This window comes from Kribbella sp. DT2 (assembly GCF_049844575.1).
In the GTDB taxonomy this organism is placed as follows: Bacteria; Actinomycetota; Actinomycetes; order Propionibacteriales; family Kribbellaceae; genus Kribbella.
The window spans coordinates 1542427-1558992 of the sequence record NZ_JBNCLH010000001.1; the positions used below are offsets into that span (position 1 = coordinate 1542427).

Genomic DNA, 16566 nt, shown 5'->3' on the forward strand with positions numbered 1-16566 from the left:
CACCGACCGATGCACCCTTACGTACCGATCCTCGTGCTCGGCGTACTGGCGGCGATCTTCGTGGCGGGCACCTTGGTGACCAGCGCGGTGGTCGGCCCGAAGCGCTACAACCGGGCCAAGCTCGACAGCTACGAGTGCGGGATCGAGCCGACCCCGCAGCCTGTCGGCGGTGGCCGCTTCCCGGTGAAGTACTACATCACCGCGATGCTGTTCATCGTGTTCGACATCGAGATCATCTTCCTCTACCCGTGGGCCGTCGCCTTCGACCAGATGGCACTGTTCGGGTTGATCGAGATGGTCATCTTCATCGCAACCGTCTTCGTCGCCTACGCCTACGTGTGGCGCCGCGGCGGACTGGAGTGGGACTGACCTATGGGTGTTGAGGAACAGCTTCCGGCCGGCGTACTGCTGACCACCGTGGAAGGCCTGTCCGGCTACATGCGGAAGGCTTCGTTGTGGCCGGCAACCTTCGGGCTGGCCTGCTGCGCGATCGAGATGATGACGACGGGCGCGCCGCGCTACGACGCCGCCCGGTTCGGCATGGAGGTCTTCCGGGCCTCGCCGCGTCAGGCCGACCTGATGATCGTGGCCGGCCGGGTGAGCCAGAAGATGGCCCCGGTGCTGCGCCAGATCTACGACCAGATGCCGAACCCGAAGTGGGTGCTGGCGATGGGCGTGTGCGCGTCGTCCGGCGGCATGTTCAACAACTACGCGATCGTCCAGGGCGTCGACCACGTCGTACCGGTCGACATGTACCTGCCCGGCTGCCCGCCGCGGCCCGAGATGCTGCTGGACGCCTTCCTCAAGCTGCACGAGGACATCCAGAACGGCAAGCTCGGCGCGAACAAGAAGGCGCTGCAGGCCGAGCAGGAGACCGCTGCCCTGACCGCGTCCCCGACGCTTGAACTGAAGGGTCTGCTCCGGTGAGCGACACCCAACCCGAGAACCTGCCGGCGACCACCACCGCCGGCGACGCTCAGACGCCGGCGGCCGAGGTCGTCGACCAGCGCGAGGGCATGTTCGGTGTCCGCGGCACCGGTGACACCTCCGGCTTCGGCGGCCTGCGCCGCCAGGTCGCGCTGCCCGGTGGCAGCGAGAAGCCGTACGGCTCCTGGTTCGACGGCGCGACCGAGCGCCTCGAGAGCCTGGTCGGCGACCAGGCGCTGGAGAAGGTCGTCGTCGATCGCGGCGAGCTGACCCTGCACGTACGCCGGGAGCGCCTGGTCGAGGTCGCCCAGCACATCCGCGACGACGAGGGCCTGCGGTTCGAGTTCTGCTCCGGCGTCAGCGGGGTGCACTACCCGAACGAGACCGGCCGCGAGCTGCACGCGGTCTACCACCTGCTCTCGATCACCCACAACCGGCGGATCCGGCTGGAGGTGTCCTGCCCGGACACCGACCCGCACATCCCGTCGATCGTGAGTGTCTACCCGGCCAACGACTGGCACGAGCGCGAGACCTGGGACTTCTTCGGCATCATCTTCGACGGACACCCGGCGCTGACCCGGATCCAGATGCCCGACGACTGGCCGGGCCACCCGCAGCGCAAGGACTACCCGCTCGGCGGCATCGACGTCGAGTACAAGGGCGCCGTCATCCCGCCGCCCGACACGCGGAGGTCTTACAACTGATGACCACTACCGACCCCTACGCCGACGCTCGCGACACCACCGAGGGCAAGGTCTTCACCGTCACCGGTCAGGACTGGGACTCCGTCGTGGCGGGCCTGGCCGACGAGCCCGAAGAGCGCATCGTCGTCAACATGGGCCCCCAGCACCCCTCGACCCACGGCGTGCTCCGGCTGATCCTCGAGATCGAGGGCGAGACGGTGACCGAGGCCCGCTGCGGCATCGGCTACCTGCACACCGGTATCGAGAAGAACATGGAGTTCCGCAACTGGACGCAGGGCGTCACGTTCTGCACCCGGATGGACTACCTGTCGCCGTTCTACAACGAGACGGCGTACTGCCTGGCCGTCGAGTGGCTGCTCGGCATCGAGGACCAGATCCCCGAGAAGGCCAACGTGATGCGGGTGCTCCTGATGGAGCTCAACCGGATCAGCAGCCACCTGGTCTGCATCGCCACCGGTGGGATGGAGATCGGCGCGCTGACCGTGATGACGATCGGGTTCCGCGAGCGGGAGATGACGCTGGACCTGTTCGAGCTGATCACCGGCCTGCGGATGAACCACGCGTTCATCCGGCCGGGCGGTGTCGCGCAGGACCTGCCGCCGGGTGCCCTGGACAAGATCCGGGACTACATCACCTGGATGAACAAGCACCTGCCCGAGTACGCCGAGCTCTGCAACGCCAACCCGATCTTCAAGGCGCGGCTGCAGGACGTCGGATACCTCGACCTGGCCGGCTGCATGGCGCTGGGCATCTCCGGCCCGCCGCTGCGCGCCACCGGCTACGGCCTGGACCTGCGCAAGACCCAGCCGTACTGCGGCTACGAGACCTACGACTTCGACGTGCCCACCTGGGACACCGCCGACTCGTACGGCCGTTTCCGGGTCCGGCTGCAGGAGATGTGGGAATCGCTCAGGATCGTCGAGCAGTGCGCCGAGCGGCTCGCCAAGATGGAGGGCGAGCCGGTGATGGTCGCCGACAAGAAGATCGGCTGGCCGAGCCAGCTGGCCGTCGGCAACGACGGGATGGGCAACTCCCTCGACCACATCAAGCACATCATGGGCGAGTCGATGGAAGCACTGATCCATCACTTCAAGCTGGTCACCGAGGGCTTCCGGGTACCGGCCGGCCAGGCGTACGTGGCACTGGAGTCGCCGCGCGGCGAGCTGGGCTGCCACCTGGTCTCCGACGGCGGCACCAAGCCGTACCGGGCGCACTTCCGTGACCCGTCCTTCGCAAACCTGCAGGCGATGCCGATCCTGTGCGAGGGCGCACAGGTCGCCGACGTGATCGTGGCCGTCGCCAGCCTTGACCCGGTGATGGGTGGAGTGGACCGCTAAATGGCCGAGAACCACGCTACGGCGACCGACAAGCAGGTGCCTTACAGCACCGGCGACTCGAAGATCACTGAGACCACGATCGCGGAGATGCGCGAACTGGCCGCCCGGTACCCGGTCGGCCGTTCCGCGCTGCTGCCGATGCTGCACCTGGTGCAGTCGGTCGAGGGCCGGGTCACCCCCGAAGGCATCGAGGCCTGCGCCGACGTGCTCGGGCTGACCGGCGCCGAGGTCTCCGCGGTCGCCACCTTCTACACGATGTACAAGCGCCGCCCGGTCGGCGACTACCACGTCGGGGTCTGCACCAACACGCTGTGCGCGGTGATGGGCGGCGACCTGATCTTCGAGCGGCTGAAGTCCCACCTGGACGTCGGCAACGACGAGACCACCGAGGACGGCAAGATCACCCTCGAGCACCTCGAGTGCAACGCCGCGTGCGACTACGCGCCGGTGATGATGGTGAACTGGGAGTTCTTCGACGACATGACGCCGGAGTCGGCCACGCAGCTGGTCGACGACCTGCGCGAGGGCACCGAGGTGAAGTCGCCGCGCGGCGCCACCATCTGCACCTGGAAAGAAGCCGAGCGCGTGCTGGCCGGCTTCCCCGACGGCCGGGCCGACGAGGGCCCGACCGGTGGCAAGGCGACGCTGGCCGGTCTCCGGCTGGCCCGCGAGCGCAACTGGACCGCCCCGAACGGCAGCCACGGCGGTGGCGGTGCGGCCGCCGAGCAGACGGTCTCGCCCGAGGCCGCCTCCGGCCCGCGGCCCGAGGACCAGCCGGGCAAGGAGTCCGGCACCGGATCCCCGGCCACCCCCGACTCCCGGAAGGAGGACTGACCATGCTGACCCCGGTACTGTCCGACAACTGGGACCAGATCCGCGCCTGGCAGCTCTCGTCGTACCAGCGCTCCGGCGGGTACGACGCGTTGCGGACCGCGCTGCGGATGCAGCCGGCCGACGTGGTCACCGCCGTCAAGGACTCCGGTCTGCGCGGCCGTGGTGGCGCGGGCTTCCCGACCGGTATGAAGTGGTCGTTCATCCCGCAGGACAACCCGAAGCCGAAGTACCTGGTCGTCAACGCCGACGAGTCCGAGCCGGGCACCTGCAAGGACATCCCGCTGATGATGGCCTCGCCGCACACGCTCGTGGAAGGCGTGATCATCGCGTCGTACGCGATCCGCGCGTCGACCGCGTTCATCTACGTCCGCGGTGAGGTCCTGCACGTCGTACGGCGGTTGCAGCAGGCCGTCGAGGAGGCAAAGGCCGCCGGTTTCATCGGCACGGACATCCTCGGCACCGGCTACGACCTGGACGTCATCGTGCACGCCGGCGCGGGCGCCTACATCTGCGGCGAGGAGACGGCGCTGCTCGACTCGCTCGAAGGTCGTCGCGGTCAACCCCGGCTGCGTCCCCCCTTCCCGGCCGTGGCCGGTCTGTACGGCTGCCCCACTGTCATCAACAACGTCGAGTCGATCGCCTCTGTTCCCGCCATCATCAAGAACGGCGTGGACTGGTTCGGCTCGATGGGCACCGAGAAGTCCAAGGGCATGACGCTGTACTCGCTGTCCGGGCACGTCACCCGCCCCGGCCAGTACGAGGCACCGCTCGGCATCACGCTGCGCCAGCTGATCGACCTGGCCGGTGGCGTCCGCGAGGGCCACGAGCTGAAGTTCTGGACCCCGGGCGGTTCGTCCACGCCGCTGCTGACCTCCGAGCACCTCGACGTCCCGCTGGACTACGAGGGCGTCGGCGCGGCCGGCTCGATGCTCGGCACCAAGGCGCTGCAGATCTTCGACGAGACCGTCTGCGTGGTCCGCTCGGTGCTGCGCTGGACCGAGTTCTACAAGCACGAGTCGTGCGGCAAGTGCACCCCGTGCCGTGAGGGCACCTGGTGGCTGGTCCAGATCCTGGAGCGGCTGGAGAAGGGCCAGGGCAGCGAGGCCGACCTCGAGACCCTGCTCGACCTGAGCGAGAACATCACCGGCCGTTCGTTCTGCGCGCTGGCCGACGGTGCGACCGCGCCGATCACCAGCTCGATCCAGCACTTCAAGGACGAGTACCTGGCGCACTTCACCCACGGCGGCTGCCCGTTCGACCCGATGGCGTCCACCGTCTTCGCGACCGCTGGAGCAAGCGCATGACCATCCAAGCCAACCCTCCTTCGGGCGCCGAGGTCGAGAAGGTCGACCTCGTCACCGTGACCATCGACGACATCGAGGTCAAGGTCCCGAAGAACACCCTGCTGATCCGGGCGGCGGAGAAGGCCGGGATCCAGATCCCGCGGTTCTGCGACCACCCGCTGCTCGACCCGGTCGGCGCCTGCCGCCAGTGCCTGGTCGAGATCCCCGACGCCGGCAACGGCCGGGGGATGCCGAAGCCGCAGGCCTCCTGCACGATCACGGTCGCCGACAACATGGTCGTGCGTACCCAGGTGACGTCGCCGGTCGCGGACAAGGCCCAGCACGGGATCATGGAGTTCCTGCTGATCAACCACCCGCTGGACTGCCCGGTCTGCGACAAGGGCGGCGAGTGCCCCCTGCAGAACCAGGCGATGACCAACGGGAACGGCGAGAGCCGCTTCGACGCGGTCAAGCGGACCTTCCCCAAGCCGATCAACATCTCCGCCGAGGTGCTGCTGGACCGCGAGCGCTGCGTGCTCTGCGCCCGCTGCACCCGGTTCTCCGAGCAGATCGCCGGTGACCCGTTCATCGCGCTGATCGAGCGCGGCGCGCTGCAGCAGGTCGGGATCTACGAGAAGGAGCCCTTCGAGAGCTACTTCTCCGGCAACACGATCCAGATCTGCCCGGTCGGCGCGCTCACCAGCGCGGCGTACCGGTTCCGCTCGCGGCCGTTCGACCTGGTGTCGGTTCCGTCGGTGGCCGAGCACGACGCCTCCGGTGCGGCGATCCGGGTCGACTACCGGCGCGGCAAGGTGATGCGGCGGCTGTCCGGCGACGACCCGGCGGTCAACGAGGAGTGGATCTCCGACCGCGACCGGTTCGCGTTCAACTACGCGAGCACCGGCGACCGGCTGACCCACCCGCAGATCCGCGAGGACGGCGAGCTGCGGCCGGCGTCCTGGCCGGAGGCGCTGAACTTCGCGGCCAAGAAGCTCACCGCCGCGCGCGGCAACGCCGCCGTCCTGACCGGTGGCCGGCTGACGCTGGAGGACGCCTACGCGTACTCGAAGTTCGCCCGCGTTGCCCTGGGCACCAACGACATCGACTTCCGGGCCCGCCCGCACTCGCCGGAGGAGGCCGACTTCCTGGCCGCCGCGGTGGCCGGCACGGGCCTCGGGACGACGTTCACCGACCTCGAGCGGGCCGGCGCTGTCGTGCTCGCCGGGTTCGAGCCCGAGGAGGAGGCGCCGACGGTGTTCCTCCGCCTCCGCAAGGGCGTGCGCAACAGCGGCACCAAGGTGTTCACGCTCGCGGCGCTCGCGTCGCGCGGGGTCGAGAAGCTCGACGGGGTCGTCGTCTCGACGACGCCGGGCACCGAGGCCGCCGTACTGGGGGACCTGGGCAACCAGGGCGACACCGGCGCGGCAGCCAAGGCGGCGCTCGGTCCGGACGCGGTGATCATCGTCGGCGAGCGGCTCGCGACCGTGCCGGGTGCACTGTCCGCCGCGCTGCGGCTGGCGCTCGACACCGGCGCCCAGCTCGTCTGGATCCCGCGTCGTGCGGGTGACCGGGGCGCGCTCGAGGCCGGCTGCCTTCCGGGTCTGCTGCCCGGTGGCCGGCTGGTCTCCGACGCTCAGGCCCGGGTCGACCTGCAGGCCGCGTGGGGCGTCGAGAACCTGCCCACCACGGCAGGCAAGGACACCGGCGAGATCCTGGCCTCGGCCGGGTCGCTGCAGGCCCTGGTCGTCGCGGGGGTCGAGATCGACGACCTGCCGGACCCGGCGGCCGCCCTGGCCGCGCTCGAGGCCGCGCCGTTCGTGGTCAGCTTCGAGGTCCGCAGCTCGCAGGTCACCGAGCACGCCGACGTGATCTTCCCCGTCGTACCGCCGGCCGAGAAGGACGGCACCTTCGTGAACTGGGAGGGCCGCGAGCGGCCGTTCCCGGTCGTGCTCAAGGTGCCGGCCGCGATGCCGGACGTGCGCGCGCTGGCCGCGCTGGCCCAGGAGATGGACCTGTCGCTCGGGTTCAGCACCCCGGCCGGCGCCAAGCGCGAGTACGACGAGCTCGGCCGCTGGGACGGCGACCGCGCGCAGGAGCCGACGTACCAGGCCGGTCCGTCGCTCGGCGCGTTCGACTCGACCCGGCTGGCGACCTGGCGGATGCTGATCGACGCCAGCCGCGGCAACGACGGTGAGCCGCACCTGGTCGCGACCGCGCGCACGCCGGTCGCCCGGCTGTCGCTGACGACCGCGACCCGGGTCGGCGTGGCCGACGGCGACGAGCTGGTGGTCAGCACCGACGCCGGCTCGGTCCGGCTGCCGGTCGTGATCACCCCGATGACCGACAACGTGGTCTGGCTGCCGACGAACTCGGCCGACTCGCACGTACGGCGCGCGCTGCACGCCGACCACGGCTCGATCGTGACCATCGCCGGAGGGAACTCATGATGCACGTCCCGCTCGCCGCGACGGCCGACGTACCGGACGCCGGGTTCGGCAACGACCCCTGGTGGGTCGTCGGCATCAAGGTGCTGCTGGTCTTCGTCTTCCTGGTCGTGCTCACCCTGTTCAACATCTGGTGGGAACGCCGGGTCGTGGCGCGGATGCAGCACCGGGTCGGCCCGAACGTGCACGGCCCGTTCGGTCTGCTCCAGTCGCTGGCCGACGGTATGAAGCTGATGTTCAAGGAAGACCTGATGCCGAAGGGCGTGGACAAGTTCGTCTACGTCGCGGCGCCGGTGATCGTCTCGATCCCGGCCTTCCTGACCTTCGCGGTGATCCCGTTCGGCCCGACGGTGAAGATCCCGTTCACCGACACCTACACCCGGCTGCAGATCACCGACCTGCCGGTCTCGGTGCTGTACGTGATGGCGATCGCCTCGATCGGCATCTACGGCATCGTGCTCGGTGGCTGGTCGTCCAACTCGACGTACTCGCTGCTCGGCGGTCTGCGCTCCAGCGCCCAGATGATCTCGTACGAGGTCGCGATGGGCCTGGCGCTGGTGACGGTGTTCCTGTTCGCCGGCTCGATGTCCACCTCGGAGATCGTCGCCGCGCAGGGCTCGCACCAGTCGGTCAGCCTGTTCGGCGCCGACATCCCGATCCCTGGCTGGTACGCGTTCCTGCTCTTCCCGTCGTTCGTGATCTACGTGATCTCGATGGTCGGCGAGACCAACCGGGCGCCGTTCGACCTCCCGGAGGCCGAGGGCGAGCTGGTGGCCGGCTTCCTGACCGAGTACTCGTCGATGAAGTACGCGATGTTCTTCCTGGCCGAGTACATCAACATGGCGACCGTGTCCGCGCTGGCGACCACGCTGTTCCTCGGCGGGTACCGGGCGCCGTGGCCGATCTCGATCTGGGACGGCGCGAACTCCGGCTACTGGCCGGTGCTGTGGTTCGTCGGCAAGATGATGTGCTTCATCTTCTTCTACATCTGGTTGCGTGGAACGCTGCCGCGACTGCGCTACGACCAGTTCATGAAGCTGGGCTGGAAGGTCCTGATCCCGGTCTCGCTGGGCTGGATCGTGCTGGTCGCCACCGTGCGCGCGGTCGGCCGTGAGGTCGAGTTCCAGCGCAACTGGCTGCTGCTGGCGGCCGGTGCCGTCGCGCTGGTCGCGGTGATCACGATGTTCCTGCCGCAGAAGAAGACCGAACCCGAACCTGAGGTGGACGACGCGGAGTTCGACGCGTTCGCCGGCGGGTTCCCTGTGCCCCCACCGCTCGTCAACACTCCGAGCCAAGGCGAGACGGAAAGTCGTAGCAAGGAAGGCAGCCGTGGCTAGCGTCAAAGAGTCCCTCTGGGATCCGGTAGCGGGATTCGGAGTCACCTTCCGGACGATGTTCCGCAAGGTGTTCACCGAGGAGTACCCGTTCGAGAAGAAGCCGACCGCGCCGCGCTTCCACGGCCGGCACCAGCTGAACCGCTGGCCGGACGGCCTGGAGAAGTGCATCGGCTGTGAGCTGTGCGCGTGGGCCTGCCCCGCGGACGCCATCTACGTCGAAGGTGCCGACAACGAGGAGGGCGGCCGCATGTCGCCCGGCGAGCGGTACGGGCGCGTCTACCAGATCAACTACCTGCGCTGCATCCTCTGCGGCCTGTGCATCGAGGCGTGCCCGACCCGGGCGCTCACGATGACCAACGAGTACGAGCTGGCCGACCGCAGCCGCGAGTCCTTGATCTACGAGAAGAAGGACCTGCTGGCGCCGCTCCTGCCGGGCATGGAGGAGCCGCCGCACGCGATGCTGCTCGGCACCACCGACAAGGACTACTACCGCGGCCTCACCGGCGCGGCGGTTCCCGCCGAGGGTGGTGCGGAGAAGTGACCTCACTCGTCACCGGCACCCAGGTCGCGTTCTGGATGCTGGCGCCGATCATGGTGCTGGCCGCGATCGCGATGATCCTGGTCCGCAAGGCGGTGCACTCGGCGCTGCTGCTGGCCCTGGTGATGGTCTGCCTGGCCGTCCAGTACGCGGCGCAGGACGCGCCGTTCCTGTTCGCCGTACAGATCATCGTCTACACCGGCGCGATCCTGATGCTGTTCCTGTTCGTGCTGATGCTGGTCGGTGTCGACGCGTCCGACTCCCTGGTGGAGACGATTCGCGGACAGCGCCTGCTCGCCGGGCTGGCCTTCCTCGGGATCGGCGTGCTGCTGGTCTTCGCGGTCGGCAACGCCGTGTACGGCGACCCGGTCGGCCTGAGCCAGGCGCAGCCGGACGGCAACCCGCACGGGATCGCCCAGCTGCTGTTCGGCAAGTACGTGTTCGCCTTCGAGGTGACCTCGGCGCTGCTGATCACCGCCGCGATGGGCGCGATGATGCTGGCCCACCGCGAGCGGCTGACCCGCCGTAAGACCCAGCGCGACCTGGCCGAGGAGCGGATCCGCAAGTACGCCGACCACGGCGTGCACCCCGGCCCGCTGCCGACGCCCGGCGTACTGGCCCGGCACAACGCCGTCGACACCCCGGCCCTGCTGCCGGACGGGTCGATCGCACCGACCTCGGTTTCGCGCGTCCTGCAGGCCCGTGGCACCGTGTTCCCCGAAACCGAGGAGCGCGACGAGGTCGACACGGTCCGCCGGATCAGCGAAGGCGATCCCGGTGACCAGGTCCCGCCCGAGCCCGAGGGCACGGACCTGAGCGGCTACGGCGAAGGAGACAAGCTGTGAGCACCGAGCCGTACATCATCCTTGCGGCGATCCTTTTCAGCATCGGTGCTCTCGGTGTTCTCGTACGCCGTAACGCCATCGTCGTGTTCATGTGTGTGGAACTGATGCTGAACGCGTGCAACCTGGCGTTCGTCAGCTTCGCCCGCCAGCACGGCAACCTCGACGGCCAGATCGCCGCCTTCTTCGTGATGGTGGTGGCCGCGGCCGAGGTCGTGATCGGCCTGGCGATCATCATGGCCATCTTCCGCACCCGTCGTTCGGCCTCGGTCGACGACGCCAACCTGCTCAAGTACTGAGGTAATCACCGATGAGTCATGAGCTCGCGTGGCTGCTGGTCGCGATCCCAGCGGTGTCGGCGGCGATCCTCCTGCTCGGTGGCAAGGCCACCAACGCCTGGGGTCACCTGCTCGGCACCGCGGCGTCGCTGGCCTCCTTCGTCTGCGGTGCTGTCCTGTTCGTCCAGATGCAGGGCAGCGGCGCCGAGGAGCGGTCCGAGACGGTCAAGCTGTTCGAGTGGTTCTCGGTCGGCAGCGTGCACGTCGACGTCACCCTGCTGGTCGACCAACTCTCGATCCTGTTCGTCCTGCTGATCACCGGTGTCGGATCCCTGATCCACATCTACTCGATCGGCTACATGTCGCACGACCCGCGCCGGCGCCGCTTCTTCGCCTACCTGAACCTGTTCATCGCGGCGATGCTGCTGCTGGTGCTGGCCGCGGACTACCTGCTCGTCTTCGTCGGCTGGGAAGGCGTCGGTCTGGCGTCGTACCTGCTGATCGGCTTCTGGCAGGACCGGCACTCGGCCGCCACCGCCGCCAAGAAGGCGTTCGTGGTGAACCGGGTCGGTGACATCGGCCTGTCGCTGGCCGTGATGAGCATGTGGGCGCTGTTCGGCTCGTCCGCCTTCACCACGGTGAACTCCGGGGCCGAGGGGATGTCGTCGACGTGGGCGACGCTGGTCGGCCTGATGCTGCTGCTCGCGGCCTGCGGCAAGTCGGCCCAGGTACCGCTGCAGTCCTGGCTGCTGGACGCGATGGAGGGCCCGACCCCGGTCTCGGCCCTGATCCACGCGGCGACCATGGTCACCGCCGGCGTCTACCTGGTCACCCGCTCGCACGCGATCTTCGAGCAGACCGAGGTCGCCTCCACGGCGGTCGTCATCGTCGGGACCGTGACGGTCCTGGCCGGTGCGATCATCGGGTGCGCCAAGGACGACATCAAGAAGGCGCTGGCCGGTTCGACGATGAGCCAGATCGGCTACATGATGCTCGCCGCCGGTCTCGGCCCGGCGGGCTACGTGTTCGCGATCTTCCACCTGATCACCCACGGCTTCTTCAAGGCCAACATGTTCCTCGGGGCCGGCTCGGTGATGCACGGCATGAACGACGACGTGAACATGCGCCACTACGGTGCCCTGCGGACGTCGATGAAGATCACCTTCGCGACCTTCCTGATGGGCTACCTGGCGATCATCGGGTTCCCGGGCTTCGCCGGCTTCTGGAGCAAGGACAAGATCATCGAGGCCGCCTTCGCGGACAACTTCGTGATCGGGTTGTGCGCCCTGCTGGCGGCCGGCATCACCGCCTTCTACATGACCCGGCTGATGATGATGACCTTCTTCGGCAAGAAGCGCTGGGCCGAGGACGTGCACCCGCACGAGTCGCCCAAGGCGATGACGATTCCGCTGATCGTGCTGGCGATCCTGTCGGTCGGCGGCGGTGCGCTGTACTTCGCCGGCGACTGGATCGTGCACTGGCTGGAGCCGGTCGTCGGGCACGAGGAGCACCACCCGCCGGTCAGCGCGCTGGTGATGACGCTGATCACGGTCGTCGTGGTCCTGGTCGGCGCCACCATCGGGTACCTGCGCTACCGCCAGGAGATCCCGCGCGAGGCGCCGGTCAAGGTCTCGCCGGTCACCACGTTCGCCCGCCGTGACCTGTACGGCGACGCGCTCAACGAGGCGGTCCTGATGCGCCCGGGCCAGTACCTCACCCGGACGCTGGTCTGGCTGGACAACCGGGGCGTGGACGGCTCGGTGAACGGTCTGGCCGCGCTCTTCGGCGGTCTGTCCGGCCGGCTCCGCCGGTTCCAGACGGGCTTCGTCCGTTCGTACGCACTCAGCATGGTCTTCGGCGCCGCTCTCGTGGTCGTCGCCCTCCTCGCGGTGAGGTTGTCGTGAACATCGGTTGGCTGACGTATCTGTTGCTCCTGCCTCTCGTGGGAGCCCTGGTCACCCTGGCGGTGCCCAAGACCAAGGCCCTGCTGGCCAAGCAGGTCTCGCTGGTCTTCTCCGTGCTGACGCTCGTGCTGACCCTGGTGATCGCCGTCGGCTACCACCAGAACGGCGCGGCGGACTACGAGGAGACGCACACCTGGATCGGGGCCTTCGGCGCGCACTTCGCGCTCGGCCTGGACGGTGTCGGACTGGTGCTGCTGGTGCTCACCGCGCTGCTCACCCCGATCGTCCAGCTGGCCTCCTGGAACGACGCGAAGTCCGGTCGCTGGAGCGAGAAGTCGTTCTTCGTCTGGCTGCTCGTGCTCGAGGCGCTGTCGCTGGGGGTCTTCGCCGCCACCGACGTGTTCCTCTTCTACGTGCTGTTCGAGGCCACGCTGATCCCGATGTACTTCCTGATCGGTGGCTTCGGCGGCGCGCAGCGCTCGTACGCCGCGGTGAAGTTCCTGCTCTACTCGCTGCTCGGCGGTCTGCTGATGCTGGCGTCGGTGATCGGCCTGTACGTCGTGTCGGCCAAGGCCGGCGACCCGTCGTACCTGCTGACCGACATGATCAAGCTGGACATGTCGCAGAACACCGAGCGCTGGCTGTTCCTCGGCTTCTTCTTCGCCTTCGCGGTGAAGGCGCCGATGGTGCCGTTCCACACCTGGCTGCCGGACGCCGCCGCCGAGGCGACGCCGGGCACGTCGGTGCTGCTGGTCGGCATCCTGGACAAGATCGGCACCTTCGGGATGATCCGGTTCTGCCTGGGCCTGTTCCCGGAGGCCTCCAAGTGGGCCACCCCGGTGATCCTGGTGCTCGCGCTGATCAGCGTCCTGTACGGCGCGCTGGTGGCGATCGGGCAGACCGACATCAAGCGGCTGATCGCCTACACCTCGATCTCGCACTTCGGCTTCATCGTGATGGGCATCTTCGCGCTCACCTCGCAGGGGCTGACCGGGTCGACGCTCTACATGTTCAACCACGGCCTGTCGACGGCGGCGCTGTTCCTGGTCGCCGGGTACCTGATCTCGCGGCGCGGTTCGGCCCGGATCGCCGACTACGGCGGTGTCGAGAAGGTCGCGCCGGTCCTGGCCGGGACGTTCCTGTTCGCCGGCCTGTCCAGCCTCGCGCTGCCGGGGCTGTCGCCGTTCATCAGCGAGTTCATGGTGCTGGCCGGAACGTTCAGCAAGCACAAGGTGATCGCCGTGATCGCGGTGCTCGGTATCGTGCTGGCCGCGCTCTACATCCTGATCATGTACCAACGCCTGATGACCGGGCCGGTCCGCGACGGGATCGAGAAGCTGAAGGACCTGAACTTCCGCGAGGTGTTCGCGATCGCCCCGCTGGTGCTGCTGATCGTCGGCTTCGGGATCTACCCCAAGCCGGTGATCGACATCATCAAGCCGGCGGTGGAGTCGACGATGCAGATCGTGGGCGTCACCGACAAGGCCCCTGAGATCCCCGTGACGGAGGGACAGAAGTGAGTGCAGTGCTGACGGCGCAGGTTCTGCCGCTGGCGGACTTCGTCGCACCCAAGATCGAGTACAACGAGCTGATGCCGTTGTTCGTGGTCTTCGGCGCGGCCTGCCTCGGCGTACTGGCCGAGGCGTTCCTCCCGCGCACCTGGCGCCACCTGGTGCAGGTCGCGCTCGCGATCGTCGGGGTGGTGGTGGCCGGCGTCCTGACCGTGCTGCTGATGGCCGACGACAAGCAGCTGGTGGCGGCGCAGGGCGCGATCTCGGTGGACGGCCCGGCGCTGTACACCTGGGTGATCCTGCTCGCGCTGACGCTGATCAGCCTGCTGCTGTTCGCCGAGCGCTCGGTCGACGGAGGCCTGTCGGCGTTCGCCGGCCAGGCGGCCGCCGTACCGGGCAGTGAGGCGGAGCGCGAGGGCACCGCGGCGAAGGTCGAGCACAGCGAGGTCTTCCCGCTGACGATGTTCGCGGTCGGCGGCATGATGCTGTTCGCGTCGGCCAACGACCTGCTGGTGCTGTTCGTCGCGCTCGAGGTCTTCTCGCTGCCGCTGTACCTGCTCTGCGGTCTGGCCCGGCGTCGCCGGCTCATCTCGCAGGAAGCGGCGATGAAGTACTTCCTGCTCGGCGCGTTCGCCTCGGCGTTCCTGCTGTTCGGTATCGCCCTGCTCTACGGGTACGCCGGCACCATGTCGCTCGGCGGCATCGCCGACGCGCTGGCCACCCAGACCGGTGGCGACGCGATCCTGCTGGCCGGAACCGGTCTGCTCGGGGTCGGCCTGCTGTTCAAGGTCGGCGCCGTACCGTTCCACTCGTGGACGCCGGACGTCTACCAGGGCGCGCCGACGCCGGTCACCGGGTTCATGGCGGCCTGCACCAAGATCGCCGCGTTCGTCGGCCTGATGCGCGTCTTCTACGTCGCGCTCGGTGGGACCCGCTGGGACTGGGCGCCGATGATGTGGGTCATCGCGATCCTCACCATGGTGGTCGGTTCGATCGTCGCGATCACCCAGACCGACGTGAAGCGGATGCTCGCCTACTCCTCGATCGCGCACGCGGGCTTCCTGCTGACCGCGTTCATCGGGCTGGCCCAGGCCGGCAGCGGCGTGCTGAACGGGATCACCTCGACCCAGGCGGTGCTGTTCTACCTGGTCACCTACGGCTTCCCGACCATCGGTGCTTTCGCCGTCGTCACGCTGGTGCGGGACGCGGGCGGCGAGGCGACCCACCTGTCGCGGTGGGCCGGACTGGGCAAGAAGTCGCCGCTGCTCGGCGGCATCTTCGCCTTCTTCCTGCTCTCCTTCGCCGGCATCCCGCTGACCGCGGGCTTCACCGGCAAGTGGGCCGTGTTCACCGCGGCCTGGACCGGTGGCGCGTGGCCGCTGGTCCTGATCGCCGTGCTCTGCAGCCTGGTCGCCGCGTTCTTCTACGTCCGCGTGATCGTGCTGATGTTCTTCTCCGACCTGCCGGACGACGCTCCGGACGTGGTGCTGCCCGGGTGGCAGACCACGGCCGCCGTCGCCCTGGGTCTCGCCGCCACGGTGGTGCTCGGTCTGGTTCCCGGACCGATGCTCGACCTGGCGGCCCGTGCGGGTGAGTTCATCCGTTGAGTCCGACTCCGCTGCCGGCCGAGAGCCTGGGATTCGCGTTCGCCGACGAGGCGCTCGAGTCCCGGGTTCGTGCCGGGCTGGAACGGGTCGAGCAGGCGCTGCGCGACTCCACCCAGTCCGAGGCGCCGTTCGTCACCCAGGCGGCCCAGCACGTCATGGTGGCCGGGGGCAAGCGCTTCCGGCCGCTGCTGGTCCTGCTGGCCGCGGAGTTCGGGCCTCACCCTGAGGCCTCCGACGTGGTCGACTCGGCCGTCGTGGTCGAGCTGACCCACGTCGCGACGCTGCACCACGACGACGTGATGGACGAGGCCGCGCTGCGCCGCGGTTCCTCCACCGCCAACGCGGCCTGGGACAACTCGGTCGCGATCCTGGCCGGGGACTGGCTGTTCGCCCGGGCCTCGGACCTGGTCGCGTCGCTCGGACCCGAGGCCGTTCGGATCCAGGCCCGTACGTTCGGCCGCTTGGTCGAGGGGCAGATCCGGGAGACGCTCGGCGTCGGCGAGGGACAGGACCCGCTCGCGCACTACCTGTCGGTCGTCGCCGACAAGACCGGCTCGCTGATCGCGACCTCGGCGCTGTTCGGGGCCCGGTTCGCCGGTGCGTCGGACGAGGTGCAGGAGGCGCTGCGCGCGTTCGGCGAGGTGATCGGCGCGGCGTTCCAGCTGGCCGACGACATCCTCGACATCACGTCGGAGTCGGGCCAGTCCGGCAAGACCCCCGGCACGGATCTCCGCGAGGGCGTGCCCACGCTGCCGGTCCTGATCTTCCGCGCCCAGGCCGACCCGTCGAAGCCCGAGGACGCCCGCCTGCTCGAGCTCCTCGACGCGGACCTCACCGACGACGCCCGCCTGGCCGAGGCGCTGTCCGCCCTACGGGCACACCCGGCCCTGCAGCAGGCCGAGGACGACGTACGGCGTCGCGCCGACGACGCCCGCAAGCTGCTCGCCGACCTGCCGGAAGGCGTCGCCCGCTCGGCCCTCGAGTCCCTCTGCGACCTGGTCGTCACCCGCTCGGTCTGAC

15 protein-coding genes are annotated in these 16566 nt (G+C 68.8%); all 15 read left to right on the forward strand.

Annotated elements, in window-relative coordinates; translation table 11 throughout:
• The first annotated feature begins 9 nt into the window (after positions 1–9).
• The 15 genes from ACLQ2O_RS07275 to ACLQ2O_RS07345 are packed head-to-tail and all read left to right on the forward strand — an operon-like array spanning position 10 to position 16565.
• Entirely contained in the window at positions 10–369 is a 360-nt protein-coding gene (locus tag ACLQ2O_RS07275; protein WP_184799103.1) for an NADH-quinone oxidoreductase subunit A, read from the forward strand.
• A 3-nt stretch (positions 370–372) separates the two neighbouring features.
• Positions 373–927 carry a NuoB/complex I 20 kDa subunit family protein gene (locus ACLQ2O_RS07280; protein ID WP_425828501.1) on the forward strand — a complete coding sequence of 185 codons (555 nt, stop codon included), beginning with the start codon at positions 373–375 and terminating at the stop codon, positions 925–927.
• The gene (locus ACLQ2O_RS07285; RefSeq protein ID WP_425828503.1) at positions 924–1631 is read left to right on the forward strand and encodes an NADH-quinone oxidoreductase subunit C; all 708 of its coding nucleotides are present in this window, start codon (positions 924–926) and stop codon (positions 1629–1631) included. The genes ACLQ2O_RS07280 and ACLQ2O_RS07285 overlap by 4 nt, the downstream gene beginning before the upstream one ends.
• Positions 1631–2968, forward strand: coding sequence for an NADH-quinone oxidoreductase subunit D (locus ACLQ2O_RS07290; protein ID WP_425828505.1), 1338 nt, complete (start codon positions 1631–1633; stop codon positions 2966–2968). Before ACLQ2O_RS07285 ends, ACLQ2O_RS07290 begins: the two co-directional genes overlap by 1 nt.
• Positions 2969–3802: an NADH-quinone oxidoreductase subunit NuoE gene (gene nuoE / locus ACLQ2O_RS07295; RefSeq protein WP_425828507.1), complete on the forward strand. Its 834-nt coding sequence runs from the start codon at positions 2969–2971 to the stop codon at positions 3800–3802.
• A gap of 2 nt (positions 3803–3804) precedes the next feature.
• Positions 3805–5106, forward strand: a complete 1302-nt coding sequence (nuoF, locus tag ACLQ2O_RS07300; protein WP_425828509.1) for an NADH-quinone oxidoreductase subunit NuoF — start codon at positions 3805–3807, stop codon at positions 5104–5106.
• The gene (locus ACLQ2O_RS07305) at positions 5103–7532 is read left to right on the forward strand and encodes an NADH-quinone oxidoreductase subunit G (RefSeq protein ID WP_425828511.1); all 2430 of its coding nucleotides are present in this window, start codon (positions 5103–5105) and stop codon (positions 7530–7532) included. The genes nuoF and ACLQ2O_RS07305 overlap by 4 nt, the downstream gene beginning before the upstream one ends.
• Positions 7529–8866, forward strand: a complete 1338-nt coding sequence (gene nuoH / locus ACLQ2O_RS07310; protein WP_425828513.1) for an NADH-quinone oxidoreductase subunit NuoH — start codon at positions 7529–7531, stop codon at positions 8864–8866. The genes ACLQ2O_RS07305 and nuoH overlap by 4 nt, the downstream gene beginning before the upstream one ends.
• Positions 8859–9407, forward strand: coding sequence for an NADH-quinone oxidoreductase subunit NuoI (nuoI, locus tag ACLQ2O_RS07315; RefSeq protein ID WP_425828515.1), 549 nt, complete (start codon positions 8859–8861; stop codon positions 9405–9407). The genes nuoH and nuoI overlap by 8 nt, the downstream gene beginning before the upstream one ends.
• Positions 9404–10249, forward strand: a complete 846-nt coding sequence (locus ACLQ2O_RS07320; protein ID WP_425828517.1) for an NADH-quinone oxidoreductase subunit J — start codon at positions 9404–9406, stop codon at positions 10247–10249. The genes nuoI and ACLQ2O_RS07320 overlap by 4 nt, the downstream gene beginning before the upstream one ends.
• The gene (gene nuoK, locus ACLQ2O_RS07325) at positions 10246–10545 is read left to right on the forward strand and encodes an NADH-quinone oxidoreductase subunit NuoK (protein ID WP_077019076.1); all 300 of its coding nucleotides are present in this window, start codon (positions 10246–10248) and stop codon (positions 10543–10545) included. The genes ACLQ2O_RS07320 and nuoK overlap by 4 nt, the downstream gene beginning before the upstream one ends.
• An 11-nt stretch (positions 10546–10556) precedes the next feature.
• Entirely contained in the window at positions 10557–12428 is a 1872-nt protein-coding gene (gene nuoL / locus ACLQ2O_RS07330) for an NADH-quinone oxidoreductase subunit L (RefSeq protein WP_425828519.1), read from the forward strand.
• Entirely contained in the window at positions 12425–13948 is a 1524-nt protein-coding gene (locus ACLQ2O_RS07335) for an NADH-quinone oxidoreductase subunit M (RefSeq protein WP_425828521.1), read from the forward strand. The genes nuoL and ACLQ2O_RS07335 overlap by 4 nt, the downstream gene beginning before the upstream one ends.
• A complete protein-coding gene (gene nuoN / locus ACLQ2O_RS07340; protein WP_425828523.1) occupies positions 13945–15546 on the forward strand; it encodes an NADH-quinone oxidoreductase subunit NuoN in 1602 nt (533 codons plus the stop codon). Before ACLQ2O_RS07335 ends, nuoN begins: the two co-directional genes overlap by 4 nt.
• The gene (locus tag ACLQ2O_RS07345; protein WP_425828525.1) at positions 15543–16565 is read left to right on the forward strand and encodes a polyprenyl synthetase family protein; all 1023 of its coding nucleotides are present in this window, start codon (positions 15543–15545) and stop codon (positions 16563–16565) included. Before nuoN ends, ACLQ2O_RS07345 begins: the two co-directional genes overlap by 4 nt.
• The last annotated feature ends 1 nt before the right edge of the window (position 16566 follow it).